Annotated in this window: 11 protein-coding genes; 10 read left to right on the forward strand and 1 reads right to left on the reverse strand. The window is 62.3% G+C overall.

All coding sequences use genetic code 11. The features are described from left to right. Window positions 1-13 precede the first annotated feature (13 nt). From ABIB95_RS45715 to ABIB95_RS45755, 9 genes are all read left to right on the forward strand, one after another. Window positions 14-550: a cysteine hydrolase family protein gene (locus tag ABIB95_RS45715; protein ID WP_354249011.1), complete on the forward strand. Its 537-nt coding sequence runs from the start codon at window positions 14-16 to the stop codon at window positions 548-550. 713 nt (window positions 551-1,263) lie between these two features. After that, a complete protein-coding gene (locus ABIB95_RS45720; protein ID WP_063984055.1) occupies window positions 1,264-2,613 on the forward strand; it encodes an ABC transporter substrate-binding protein in 1,350 nt (449 codons plus the stop codon). A 75-nt stretch (window positions 2,614-2,688) separates the two neighbouring features. After that, on the forward strand, window positions 2,689-3,579 hold the full coding sequence (locus ABIB95_RS45725) for an ABC transporter permease (protein WP_354249012.1): 891 nt from the start codon (window positions 2,689-2,691) through the stop codon (window positions 3,577-3,579). Continuing rightward, on the forward strand, window positions 3,576-4,466 hold the full coding sequence (locus tag ABIB95_RS45730; protein ID WP_354249013.1) for an ABC transporter permease: 891 nt from the start codon (window positions 3,576-3,578) through the stop codon (window positions 4,464-4,466). The genes ABIB95_RS45725 and ABIB95_RS45730 overlap by 4 nt, the downstream gene beginning before the upstream one ends. Window positions 4,467-4,474: 8 nt before the next feature. Then, window positions 4,475-5,581 carry an ABC transporter ATP-binding protein gene (locus ABIB95_RS45735; protein ID WP_354249014.1) on the forward strand — a complete coding sequence of 369 codons (1,107 nt, stop codon included), beginning with the start codon at window positions 4,475-4,477 and terminating at the stop codon, window positions 5,579-5,581. Between the two features lie 22 nt (window positions 5,582-5,603). Then, a complete protein-coding gene (locus tag ABIB95_RS45740) occupies window positions 5,604-6,095 on the forward strand; it encodes a (2Fe-2S)-binding protein (RefSeq protein WP_187387739.1) in 492 nt (163 codons plus the stop codon). Between the two features lie 2 nt (window positions 6,096-6,097). After that, entirely contained in the window at window positions 6,098-8,485 is a 2,388-nt protein-coding gene (locus ABIB95_RS45745; protein ID WP_063984051.1) for a xanthine dehydrogenase family protein molybdopterin-binding subunit, read from the forward strand. A gap of 11 nt (window positions 8,486-8,496) precedes the next feature. Continuing rightward, on the forward strand, window positions 8,497-9,294 hold the full coding sequence (locus tag ABIB95_RS45750; protein ID WP_085404913.1) for an FAD binding domain-containing protein: 798 nt from the start codon (window positions 8,497-8,499) through the stop codon (window positions 9,292-9,294). A gap of 16 nt (window positions 9,295-9,310) precedes the next feature. Beyond that, window positions 9,311-10,801 (forward strand): amidase, encoded by a 1,491-nt coding sequence (locus ABIB95_RS45755; protein ID WP_354249015.1) that lies wholly within the window; start codon window positions 9,311-9,313, stop codon window positions 10,799-10,801. A 2-nt stretch (window positions 10,802-10,803) separates the two neighbouring features. Here ABIB95_RS45755 and ABIB95_RS45760 read toward each other — a convergent pair whose 3' ends face one another. Further along, a complete protein-coding gene (locus ABIB95_RS45760) occupies window positions 10,804-11,703 on the reverse strand; it encodes a LysR substrate-binding domain-containing protein (protein ID WP_085404912.1) in 900 nt (299 codons plus the stop codon). Window positions 11,704-12,081: 378 nt separating this feature from the next. On the opposite strand from ABIB95_RS45760, the gene ABIB95_RS45765 reads away from it, so the two are divergent. Continuing rightward, on the forward strand, window positions 12,082-13,221 hold the full coding sequence (locus ABIB95_RS45765; RefSeq protein ID WP_094184484.1) for a metallophosphoesterase: 1,140 nt from the start codon (window positions 12,082-12,084) through the stop codon (window positions 13,219-13,221). Window positions 13,222-13,373: the final 152 nt, after the last annotated feature.

Consider the following 13,373-nt stretch of genomic DNA (forward strand, 5'->3'; position numbering starts at 1 on the left):
AAGGAGCCCGCTTGTGCTGGCAGACCCCCGCCAGAGTCGCGTTGTCTTGCTAAACCTCGCGCGCGGCAGTACGGCGCGAGTAGCAGAGCGTTTCCCTGTCCGCTGCGGTGGAAGCCTGACGCTGCTCCCGGTCTGTCACGAAATTCTTGGCGCAAAGTCGATCGCAGTCGGCGAATATCTGACAGACCTGCTGCCGGTGGAGGTCGCGGCTTCGATCGAACACTTCAAGTCCGACGCTCTGTCGCCGTGGCGCGACCCAGGATTTTCCGCTCACTTTGCGGGGGCAGACGTCGGTATCATTTTTCTCGGTGGCGGGTTTCTGGAGGAAGAGGTGCTGATCGCAGCGCTTGAGGGTGCTAAACGGGGTTACGAAATGCGACTACTCTCGGATCTCGCGTTTGCGCGAAGGGAGACGGACCGCCAGTTTGTCGCAGATCGCTTGGCGCACCACGGCATCGTTACCACCACAATTCGCCAAGCCTTGTTCGAATGGGCGGTGGTTCTCGATGATCCGGCGATGACACACAGGATCCGGCAGTTGCTGCCTTGATTGGGCGCCCTCGCAAGCGTTCGCTTGCTGGCCGGGCTCTCGTGAACCGAGCCCTGTCCGGTCTCGGCCTTCCGGCTTCGATCCCTGACGCCAAGGTCCGCGCCAACCTACGCGTGCGACGTTTGTGCTAAAGAGCATTGTCGAACGATGTGGACCTCGTTCGAAGGAGAAACGTGTCGGAGGCAAAATCTGAGCTCACGACCAAGCCGCATTAGTCTGTGAGCCGGAAACGACGTGTGAAACACCTTCTGGCAGGGCCGGCCGCAATCAGCCATTAAGTTGCTCCTAAAGGCGGGGGCGGCGCCCGTATTGTCCCGAACCGGAAGGCAGCAACCGCGCCCCTGTCAGCTCCTTGTGAACACCGTGTCCTTGGCGCGATCCTCCACTTTCGCTCCGGCCGCGCCGGTACAGCCTGCCTCTGGTGTTCGGGGCTGTCCGGTCGCTCTTCGACGCAGGCGTTATACGATCTGTCTGCTGTCTTGACGCGACCTGAGCGATCAGGGGGCGGGCTGTATACAAGCCATGGCGCCTTCTTATGCGCGTTGCCAAAAGCTGATGCAGCAGACAAATCCATTAGCCGCGTTTATGCGGCGAATTTTTACTTCCAATTTTACTTCGCGAAATCCCGTCAATAGCTTTGAGCGCAATTGATCACATCGCAGCCGGTCAATGGCGATCGGTGCGGGCGTTCATCGTAACCAATGAGGGTTGCCATGCTTGACAGGGATAAGCGGACATCGACTTCCGATCCGGCGGGAACGGAAGTGACGTCTTCGAAAAAGCTGAGCCGGCGCACGATGTTGAAGGGTGCTGCGGCAGTTGCGAGCGCAGCTGTGGGTTCGGATGCGATCCGCGGATTCCCGACCATCTGGGCGCAGGAGATCAAGGACATTGAGCTCCGCCATGTCGGCGTCTCCTATTCGGTGGTGAAGGCGATCGGCGACCAGGCGGCCAAGGATCTCGGCTTCAAGGTGACGATGCAGAACCTTGATACCTCCGCTGCCATCAACCGCTTCATAAGCCAGCCTAATACGGTCGATATCGCCGATCTTGAAGGCTGGCAGGCCAAACTCGCCGCCAAGCGCAGCGTGATCCAGGGCATCGAGGTCAAGAAAATCAAGGAGTTCGACAACATCCTGCCGATCTTCACCAAGGGCGAGATCGACGGTCACAAGATCCCGCGTCAGGGCATTTCGCCCTACGAGGCGATGTATGTCTCCAAGCCCGACTCCACCGATCTGCATGACGGCGTCACGGAATGGGCGACCTTCCTGCCGCAGGTCTACAACGCCGATTCCATCGGTTATCGGCCCGACCTTGTCGGCCATGAAGTAACCGAGTGGAAGGACCTGATCGATCCGAAGTTCAAGGGCAAGGCTGCGATTCTCGACGTTCCCGCGATCGGGATCATGGATGCCGCGCTCTGCTTCGAAAGCGCCGGGCTGATCAAGTACGGCAACAAGGGCAACATGACCAAGGAGGAGATAGACTTTACCTGCAACAAGCTGATCGAGCTGAAGAAGCAGGGCCAGTTCCGAGCGACCTGGACCACCTTCGACCAGTCGGTGCAGTTGATGGCGGCGGGTGAGGTGGTCATCCAGTCCATGTGGTCGCCGGCGGTCGCCGCCGTGCGCGTCAAGGAAATCCCCTGCGTCTACGCGCCGGTCAACGTCAAGAACGGCAAGGAAGGCTATCGCGGCTGGTGTAACGGCATGGGCCTGATGAAGCACTTGTCCGGCAAGAAGCTCGACGCGGCCTACGAATATCTCAACTGGTATCTCTCGGGCTGGCAGGGCGGCTTCGTTGCGCGTTACGGCTATTACAGCCCGGTGCCGTCGACCGCGAAGAAGTTCCTCACACCGGCGGAATGGGCGTTCTGGTACGAGGGCCAGCCAGCGCCCGAGGTGGTCAACGATCCCTATGGCGTGCCGATGGAGAAGACCGGTACCAAGCGTGACGGCGGCTCGTTCCTGGACCGCGTCAAGAACATCTCGTGCTGGAATACGCTGATGGACGAGGCCGCGTACATGAACAAGCGCTGGAACGATTTCAAGGTGGCCTGAAACCTGCTTTCCCGACCTGACGACAGCATCGGCGCGGTCGCGCGCCGGTGCGAGAAGACCGAGTTCGAGGCCGATATGCAGCCGAGTCCAGTTTCAACTCAAGCTCCGCCACGCGACAATCTCGCCGGCTGGCTCTATGTGTCGCCGCTGGTCCTGGTGCTCGTGCCGTTCTTCGTGGCGCCTATCTTGGTCGTACTGGCGGCGAGCTTCTTCGCCACTGACGGTTTTGGCGGCCTGACGCCCGACTTCACGCTGGCGAGCTACGTCGATGTGCTGCATTCGGCGCTGACGCTGAAGCTGTATCTGGCGACTATCAAGTTCACGGTGCTGACCTGGATCTTCACGCTGATCATCGGCTTTTTTGTCGCCTATTTTCTGGTTTTCCACGTCCGTAACCAGCTGCTTGCTATCGGCCTGTTCCTGCTGTGCACGGTGCCGTTCTGGACCTCGAACATCATCCGGATGATCTCCTGGATTCCTCTGCTCGGCAAGGAAGGCCTGATCAACCAGGCGCTGTTGACGCTAGGCGTAATCCGCCAGCCGCTTGAGGTGTTGCTGTTCTCCGACCTTGCGGTTGTCATCGCCTATGTCCACCAGCTCACGATCTTCATGATCGTGCCGATCTTCAACTCCATGGCGCGGATCGACAAGAGGCTGATCGAGGCCGCGATCGACGCCGGCGCCAGCCGTTTCGACATCATGCGTCTGATCGTGGTGCCGATGTCCAAGAGTGGCATCGCGCTCGGCAGCATCTTCGTGGTCTCGATCGTAATGGGCGACTTCTTCGTGGTGAAAGTGATGTCCGGCGGCGGTTCGGCCTCGGTGGTCAGCGCGTTCTACGAGGACGTGGGCGTGCTGCAATATCCGACCGCGGCGGCGAGCGCTGTACTTCTGACCCTCGTGCTGGTTGCGATCGTCGCGCTGATCCTACGCACGGTTGATATCCGGCAGGAGATCGCGCGATGAGCGCCGCTCTCGCCGACATGCCCGAAACGGCCGCGCCCGCGACGAGGAAGGCGATCGCACCGAGCAAGGGCGGCCGGCCCTGGACCTTCTACGTTCTTGCGACGCTATTCGGGTTCTACGTGATCGCGCTCTACGGGCCGATGTTCTGCATTTATGTCCTGTCGTTTCAGGATATCCGCGGCGGCCTCGTGTTCCCGATGAAGGGCCACTCGCTGCATTGGTTCGTCGATCTCTTCACGCAGGTGCGGACCGGCGACGTCAAGGGCTCATTCGACCGCTCGATCAAGCTTGCGGTCATCGTCACCGTGATCACAGTGGTGGTGTCCTTCCTGGCAGGGCTCGGCTTCCGCAAGCGCTTTCGAGGCGACACCGTCGTGTTCTACATGATGATTGGTAGCCTTGTTGCGCCCGGGCTGGTGCTCGGTCTTGGCACCGGCCTGCTGTTTCAGGCGCTCGGACTGAACGCCAGCTGGTACACCTCGGCGCTCGGCGCGCAGCTGTCCTGGACGCTGCCGTTCGGCGTGCTCGTGATGTTCGCGGTGATGTCGCGCTTCAATCACGTCTGGGAGGAAGCGGCCTACGATCTCGGCGCCAGTCGCTGGCAGTCGATCTGGCTGGTGATGATCCCGGTGCTGGTGCCCGGCATCGTCGCGGTGGCGCTGTTCGGCTTTACGCTCTCCTACGACGAGTTCGCGCGCAGCCTCCAGACGGCGGGCTCGCTGAACACGCTGCCGCTGGAAATCTGGAGCATGACGCTGAATGTCACCTCGCCCTCGCTCTACGCGCTCGGCACGGTGACGACCATCGTCTCATTCATCGTCATTGGCGCGAGCCTGGGCAGCATCGTGCTGATCCAGAAGAGGCGCTGCAGCAGCGCAAAGGGCTGAGCTGGAATATGAAGAGCGATCGCGGTGATATCGAACTGGCTGGCGTCGGCAAGAGTTTTGACGGAGCGACCTACGTGGTCGACGGCGTCAACCTCAAGATCGCCGACGGAGCCTATTGCTGCTTCATCGGCCCCTCAGGCTGCGGCAAGACCACGATTCTGCGCATGATTGCGGGCCATGAGGACCCGACCGCGGGCGAGATCGTGATGGGTGGCCAGAACGTCGTGGGGCTTGCGCCGGCCCAGCGGCGCACGGCGATGATGTTCCAGTCCTACGCGCTGTTCCCGCATCTCACCGTGCGCGACAACATAGCCTTTGCGTTGCGCGTGCGCGGGATGTCGAAGACCGATCGCCTGCGCGCCGCCGACGTCATGATCGAGAAGGTCCGGCTGACGCAATTCGCTGACCGCCTGCCGGCGCAACTTTCTGGCGGTCAGCAGCAGCGTGTGGCGCTGGCGCGCGCGGCGATCACAGAGCCGCGCGTGCTGCTGCTCGACGAGCCGCTCTCCGCGCTCGACGAGCAGCTACGCGTACAGATGCGCCAAGAGCTCAGGCGGATGCAGCGAGAGCTCGGCATCACCTTCATCCATGTCACCCACACCCAGCTCGAAGCGATTGCGCTCGCCGATCTCGTGGTGGTGATGGAGCAGGGCAAGATCAAGCAGGCGGGGGCCGCGCGCGACGTATACGCCCACCCGCACGACCGTTATGTCGCCGAATTCATGGGCGGTCAGAATGTGCTGTCGGGGCGGGTGGAGAAGGTCAACGGTGCAAGCTTTACACTCGCACAGGCCGCGCCTTCAGGAATCGAAGTGCCACTCCAGGCGCGCTCGACTGTCTCCGTGGGCGACAAGGTTGATATCGCTGTGCGCCGTGACGACGTCGCGCTGGTCAGGCCGGGCCGGGAGTTGCCGCCCGGCTGCAGCACGTCGCTGCCAAGCCGCGTGCTCGCGATCGAATATCAGGGCTATTTCGTCAAGGTCATGCTCGACACCGTGCCGGACGACGAGTTCGTGGCTTATGTGCCGGAAAAGACCTTCTTCGCAGATCCGTTCACCGTCGGCGATGTCGTCATGGCCACATGGGCCACCGGCAGCGCACTTCCACTAGCCTGAAGACCCCATCGCGCACAGGAGTATGACCGTGCAGATATCCTTCACTCTCAACGACCGGCCAACCACCGTTGACGTCGAACCGGCGACGCTCGTCGCCGAGCTGCTGCGCGAGCAGCTCAATCTGACCGGCACGCATATCGGTTGTGACACCAGCCAGTGCGGGGCCTGCGTGGTGCATCTCGACGGCCTCCCGGTGAAGAGTTGCACGCTGCTCGCGCCTGCGCTCGACGGCGCGACGCTGCTGACGATCGAAGGGCTGAGGAGTGAACCCGGCTCGAATCGGATGCATCCGATGCAGGAGGCGTTTCGCGAACATCACGGCCTCCAGTGCGGATTCTGCACGCCCGGTATGCTGATGACGGCGGTGGCGCTCGCCACTGAGAAGCCAACGCTGACGGAGGCGGACGTCCGCCACGGCCTCGAGGGCAATATCTGCCGTTGCACCGGATACCAGAACATCGTCGTCTCAGTGATGGCCGGCGCTGCCGCCATGAACGCTGCCAAGGGAGAGTGACCATGGGCAATGTGATTGGCATTGGCGCCTCGCCGAAGCGCAAGGAGGACCAGCGGTTCCTGACCGGCCGCGGCAATTACGTCTCCGACATCAAGCGTCCCGGCATGACCGCGGGCGTGTTCGTGCGCTCTCCGCATGGCCACGCGATTCTGCGCGGCGTCGATAAGAGTGCGGCGCTGGCTTCGCCCGGGGTCATTGCTGTCCTGACCGGCGACGACGTCAAGACTGACGGACTGGGTTCGTTGCCCTGCGGTTGGGGCATCTCGGACGCCAAGGGCGTGCCGATGAAGGAGCCGCCGTTCCCGATGCTGGCTCAGGGCAAGGTGCGCTTCGTCGGCGACATGGTCGCCTTCGTTATCGCCGATACGCCGGAGCAGGCCAATGCGGCAGCGGAACTATTGACCGTCGACTACGAGGTCCTGCCGTCCGTAGTGGGCGTGCTCGAGGCGGTCCGGCCGGGCGCACCCCAACTGTTTGATGATGTGCCGAACAACATCTGCTGCGACTGGGAGCTCGGCGACAAGGCCGCGGTCGAGACCGCCTTCCGCAAGGCCGCGCATGTTGCAAAGCTGAGCCTGGTCAACAACCGCCTGATCGGCAACCCGATGGAGCCGCGTGCCGCGATAGCCGAGTATGAGCCGGGCACCGACCGCTTCACGTTGTGGACCACCAGCCAGTTCCCCCATGTCGTGCGCTTCCTGATGGGCGCTCTGGTCCTGAACATTCCCCAGCACAAGCTGCGCGTGGTCGCTCCGGATGTTGGCGGCGGTTTTGGTGTCAAGCAGTTCCACTACGGCGAAGAGGCCGTCATCACCTGGGCCGCCAAGCGGGTGATGCGGCCGATCAAATGGGTCGCGAGCCGCTCGGAGGGCTACGTTTCCGATCGTCACGGCCGCGATCACGTCACCGAGGCCGAACTCGCGCTCGACGAGACCGGAAAATTCCTGGCGTTCCGCGTCAACACGCTTGCCAATATGGGCGGCTATCTCTCGACGTTCGGGCCGAACATCCCGACCAATCTTTATGGGCCCTTGCTCGGCGGTGTCTACACCACGCCCGCGATCTACTGCAATGTGAAGGTGGTGTTCACCAACACCGTGCCGGTCGACGCCTATCGCGGCGCGGGCCGACCCGAGGCGACGTTCGTGCTGGAACGCATCGTCGATGTCGCAGCCAGCGAGATGGGCATCGACCGCGTTGAGATCCGCCGCCGTAACATGATTCCGAAAGAGGCCTATCCGTACCAGACGCCGGTGCTGGTGCAGTACGATTCCGGCGATCCGATGGGGTGCCTCGACGGCGCGCTGGTCGCGGCCGACGTCAAAAATTTCGGCATCCGTAAGGCGGCCTCGGCCAGCAAGGGAAAATTCCGCGGGCTCGGCTACTCGACTTATGTTGAGGCCTGCGGCCTGGCGCCATCGCGTTTTGCGGGACGGCTCGGCGCGCGCGGTGGCCTCTATGAGAGCGCCACGGTGCGCGTGCATCCAACGGGCCAGGTAACGGTCATGATCGGCACGCACAATCACGGCCAGGGCCATGAGACGACGTTCGCGCAGATCGTCTCGGAGAAGCTCGGCGTCTCCTTTGAGAATGTCGACATCGTGTTCGGGGACACCGATCGCGTGCAGTTCGGCATGGGCACCTATGGCTCCCGCTCGCTGGTGGTCGGCGGCGCGGCGCTGTCCAAGGCGACCGACAAGGTGATTGCGAAAGGCAAGAAGATCGCGGCGCATCTGCTCGAGGCTTCCGAAGTCGATATCCAGTTCGAGGCCGGAAACTTCTCAGTCGCGGGTACGGACCGCATCAAGTCGTTCGAGGAGATCGCGGGCGCTGCCTATGTGCCGCATAATTATCCGCTGGAAGTGCTGGAACCAGGGCTAGAGGAGCAGGCCTACTACGATCCCGTCAACTTCACCTATCCCGGCGGCTGCCACATCGCCGAGGTCGAGGTCGATCCGGAAACTGGCACGGTGACACTGGTCAACTACACGGCCGTGGATGACGTCGGCACGGTGATCAATCCGATGATCGTCGAAGGCCAGTTGCACGGCGGCATCGTCCAGGGTGTCGGTCAGGCGCTGTTCGAGAGCGCGGTCTATGACGAGGGCTCAGGCCAGCTCCTGTCTGGTTCGCTAATGGATTATTGCATGCCACGGGCCGACCACATGCCGATGATGAAGGTTGCGACCCACTCCACGCTCTGCACGCACACGCCGATGGGTGTGAAGGGCTGCGGCGAAGTCGGGACCATCGGCTCGCCGGCAGCCGTCATCAACGCGGTGGTCGATGCGCTGTCGCATCTGGGTGTGACCCATGTCGACATGCCGGCGACGCCGAACCGGATCTGGCGCCTGCTGCAAAATGCGTCGCTGCCGGTCGCGGCGGAATAGGGAGAACAACAATGAAATCGTTTGCCTATCACCAGCCGGCCGAGATTCCCGACGCGGCACGATTGCTGACCTCGATTGAGGACAGCAAGCTCGTAGCTGGCGGGATGACACTGATTCCGACCCTGAAACAGCGGCTGGCCAGTCCTGTCGCGCTGGTCGACCTGTCGAAGCTCGGATCTCTCAAGGGCATCAACGATGACGGCGCCACCGTCACGATCGGCGCGATGACGCCGCACGCCGTTGTGGCTGCCTCGAGACTGGTGCAGGCAAAGATCCCCGGGCTTGCGGCGCTGGCTGCGATGATCGGCGATCCTGCGGTACGCAGCCGCGGCACCATCGGCGGTTCGGTCGCGAACAACGATCCGGCTGCCGATTATCCCGCCGGCGTGCTCGGCCTCGGCGCGACCATCGTCACCAGCACGCGCGACATCGCGGCTGACGATTTCTTCCTCGGCCTGTTCGAGACCGCGCTCGAACCGGGCGAGATCATCACTGCGATCCGCCTTCCGGTGCCGCTCAAGGCAGGTTATGCAAAGTTCAAGGCGCCGGCGTCGCGCTATGCGCTGGTTGGCGTGTTCGTCGCTAAATTTTCCGACGGCGTTCGCGTGGCTGTGACTGGAGCAGGGTCGGGTGTGTTCCGCGTGCCGCCGATGGAGGAAGCGCTGTCGCAAAAGTTCGATCCGTCCGCGATCGCGGCGATCAAGGTCGACACCGACGGCCTCACCTCCGACATCCATGCCGAAGCCGACTACCGTGCGCATCTCGTAACGGTCATGGCCAAACGTGCCGTCGACGCGGCGCTCAGCTAGCTTTTTAGGGTTGATGATGACTGATGGTTCCAGCCGAACGGCCTTCCCGCCAGCGCCGACTGGCCTTGGCGCGCTTTCTGCAACCGAGATCATGGCCGGCTATCGGCGCAAGACGTTTACTCCGCGTGATGTCGTGGACGATACGATAGCTGCGCTCGAAGCGACGCATGAGGCTTGCAATGCGGTGGTGACGCCGATGTACGGGCAGGCGAGGGCGGAAGCCGACCGCGTCACCAAGGAGATGCGCGCGGGCGAGGCCAAGGGGCCACTCGCCGGCGTACCGGTCACCATTAAAGACCTCGTCTTTGTTGCGGGCGTGCCAGCCTATGCCGGCTCGCCGATGAACAAGACGTTCGTGCCCGACGTGGATGCCGCGGTGGTGTCGGCGCTGAAGGCATCGGGCGCGATCATCACCTGCAAGACTACGACTTGCGAGTCCGGCTACAAGCTGACGGCCGACAGTCCGGTCACGGGTACCACGCGAAATCCCTGGAATCCCGGTCGCACCAGCGGCGGCTCGAGCGGCGGCGCGGCCGCGGGCGTTGCCGCTGGCTGCGGCCCGATCGCGATCGGCACCGACGGCGTCGGATCGATCCGTGTTCCATCATCCTTCTGCGGCGTGTTCGGGCTGAAGCCGACCTTTGGCCTCGTGCCGCGCTCCCCCGGTTTCTCGCCGCCATCCTGGGCCTCGCTCGCGCACACCGGACCGATCACGCGGACGGTCGCGGATGCCGCGCTCACGCTGGAAATTATCGCCGGCTACGACATGCGCGATGCCGCAAGTCTGCCCGTGCCGTCCCGTCGCTTCGACACCAACGCTGTTCCGTTGAATGGCGTTCGTATCGGCGCCAGCGCCGATCTCGGCTACGCCGCGGTCAGCACCGATGTGCGCGCAGCGTTCAACAAGGCGATCGCCGTTCTCGATGCCTGCGGTGCACAGGTCACTATCGATGGTCCGGGCCTCGATGCCGGCATTTTGGAACACACGCTGAAGCCGATCGCCTTCACCGAGCAGGCGGCGGCGGTTGCGACGAAGACCACGGCTGATTTGGCCAGCTCGGAAGCCGATTATCGCGACGTCGTTACCGCCGGCCGCCACTACAGTGGCACGGACTATATCGAAGCTAGCTATCGGCGCGGCCAGGCGCGCAATGCATTCCTAAAGCTGTTTGAGCGGGTCGATGCGCTAGTGACGCCAACGGTTGCGGTGACCGCGTTCGAAGCCGGCAAGATCGGCGTCGGCAAGATCGACGGTAACCAGGTTGATCCGCATCTCGGCTGGTCGCCATTCACCTGGCCAATCAACCTCGCTGGCCTTCCGGCCGCGACTTTGCCTTGTGGTTTTGACCGGGATGGCCTGCCGATTGGTCTTCAAATCGTCGCGCCCTGGCTCGACGAGCCCACGATCTTCCGCATCGCTGCGGCGTTCGAGCAGGCGCAGCCCTGGGCAAAGTTTTGGCCGTCGCTGGCGCTCAACGAGATAGGGCGAACGCGCGCGAAGGCGTAGTGCTAGGACAACTCGATCGGTACCCCGCGGCCGTTGAGCTCTTCGTCGAGGCGCAGATAGTGCGCCAGGTAGTCGTGCAGTGCGGTCGCGGCTTTCGAAGTCGCGCCGCTCGATTTGTAGAGCAGCAGCTCGATCTTTGGCAGCGGCGGCAGGCCCTCGTTGGGACCGATCTGGCGCATCGTCGGCACCAGCGCGCTGCGGCCGAGCACGGTGACGGCCATGCCGGCGAACGCGGCGGCCTGCAGGCCGCCGACGCTTTCGCTGACGCAGGCGATGCGCCAGCGCAGATTCGCGCGCTCTAGCGTATCGATGGCGTAGTCGCGATAGATGTTGCCAGGCGGCAAGAGCGCGAGCGGAATCGGGCGCTCCTGGTGCGCGGCGGATTGATCACCGGTCATCCAAACCAACTGCTCGCGCCGCACCACCTGGCCCCCGGTGAAATCATTCATCCGTGTGACCAGCGCGATGTCGACATCGCCGCGCTTGACGAGACCGACCAGTGGCGTCGAGAGCGCGCAGTTGAGCTGGACCTGCACGCGCGGAAAGGATTTTCGGAACACGCTGAGGATCGAGGGGAGCATGAAGGCGGCGTAGAGATCCGGCGTGCCAAGCACGACATGGCCCTCGATTTCCTGTGACGCAAGTTGCGAAATCAGTTCGTCATGCAGCCTCAGGATGGATCTGGCATAAGTGAGAACCGTGCTGCCGTCATCGGTCAACGTCAGCCTGCGGCCGCCATGCTCGAACAACTGCTTGCCGGTGAGCTCCTCCAGCCGCTGCAATTGCAGGGTGATCGCCGGTTGGGTGCGGCCCAGCCGTCGCGCGGTCTCAGTGATGCTGCCGGTCTCGACCACCGAGATCAGCGACCGGAGCATGCGGATGTCGAGACTGATGAGGTTCATGCGGCGTCCATGTCGCCCTGAATTTATGCAATTTCCATGCAAGCGTAGCTACAGGCAATTGCGATCAGCCGAACCAGAGAAAACGAACAGCCGGGCAGGGTGGAATACCCCTGTGCTTTTGAAAAAGTGCCGTAAGATGTTGTTAACATGTAAGGTTTTTCTCACTAAGCGAGCGGGGCACTCTGCTAAGGTGCCTCTGAAATCCGGAGTGCGGCTTGGCAAAATGGACCCCAGAGTGGGGATGCGCCACGAAGAAATTTCCGGAAAGACCATCGATGCTCGCCACAACCTTCGGAAACTGAAGAACCGGTTATGGGGTGCCGCTGTCGCGCTGGTTCTGTGTAAGAATGCCGCACCGATCAAATCCGGAGCAAACTCATTTCTCAATTCTTATTCGGCCTGGTCTATCTCCTTATCCTGACCCGCTTCATCTGGCCGCTGCAGTTGCCGCCCTCGATCAAGTTCGCAATGGCAGCGCTTGCATTGGTCGCATTGCAGTTTCACCGGTGGAGCAAGCTCTCGTCAGGCTCTGTGTTCTCTCCGGAATTCCCGCGACCGGTTGTCGCTATCTTCAACTGGGCTTTCGGCGCGCTCGTTCTGCTGGCGCTGCTTCAAGTGATGCTCGATGCCGGACTTCTATTAGGGTTGCTGATCCACGGCGGCCCCCTGAGTGCCCCCGACGTTGTCCGCTACGGGTTGGCCGGGTTAGCATCGATTGCGGCTGCGACCGGCGTCCATCAGGCAATGAGGATTCCGCCGCTGAAGGACGTCGAAGTCCGCGTCTCCGGACTTCCGCGGCAATTCGACGGTTACACCATTCTGCAACTCACTGATCTTCACATCAGCCGCCTCTTTCCAGCATCATGGGCGCGCGCTGTTGTCGAGCGATCAAACAAGCTCGGCGTGGACTTAATCGCCATCACGGGAGATCTGATCGATGGCACGCTCGAAGCGCGACGCGCCGACATCGAGCCGTTGCGGGACTTGAGGGCGCCCGACGGCGTCTACGTGATCTCCGGGAATCACGAATACATTTTCGGCTACAGCACATGGATGGCGCACTTCGCCGCGTTGGGACTGCTCTCGCTCGAGAACAGGCACATCGTTCTCGAGCGCAATGGCGGTAAGTTGGTCCTCGCTGGCATCACCGACCGGGCGTCGCGCCATAGAGGACATCCCGACCGCGATCTCGCTGCGGTCCTTGAAGGCGCTCCAGAAGGTGCTCCTCTCATTCTGCTCGACCACCAGCCAGGTGACGCACGAAACGCCGCGGCGCTTGGCGTGGCTCTGCAACTGTCCGGACATACGCACGGAGGACTGATTCTAGGGCTCGACAGGTTGGCCGCGCGCGCCAACGCGGGTTACGTCTCGGGTCAATACGACGTGGACGGGATGACGCTCTACGTGAATAACGGCACGGCCCTATGGCCAGGCTTCGCGTTACGGCTCGGTCGACCATCCGAATTGACGCGGATCACGCTCCGCCGGGTAAGGTGCAAGTCAGGCAATGCTGACTGATCTGCTCGTAGCCTGTGCCGCAGCTGGCTATCTTGGTTCGCTGGTTATGCGTTGATCGCTAGTACCCGGAATCAGAGCTGAGTGATACGGCGGCCTTTGAAGGGGCGTTGACGAACCTTTTTCTTGGTCCAGACGAAGGGCTCGGCTTTGTC

It is taken from the genome of Bradyrhizobium sp. LA2.1 (assembly GCF_040547725.1).
GTDB classification, from domain to species: domain Bacteria; phylum Pseudomonadota; class Alphaproteobacteria; order Rhizobiales; family Xanthobacteraceae; genus Bradyrhizobium; species Bradyrhizobium barranii.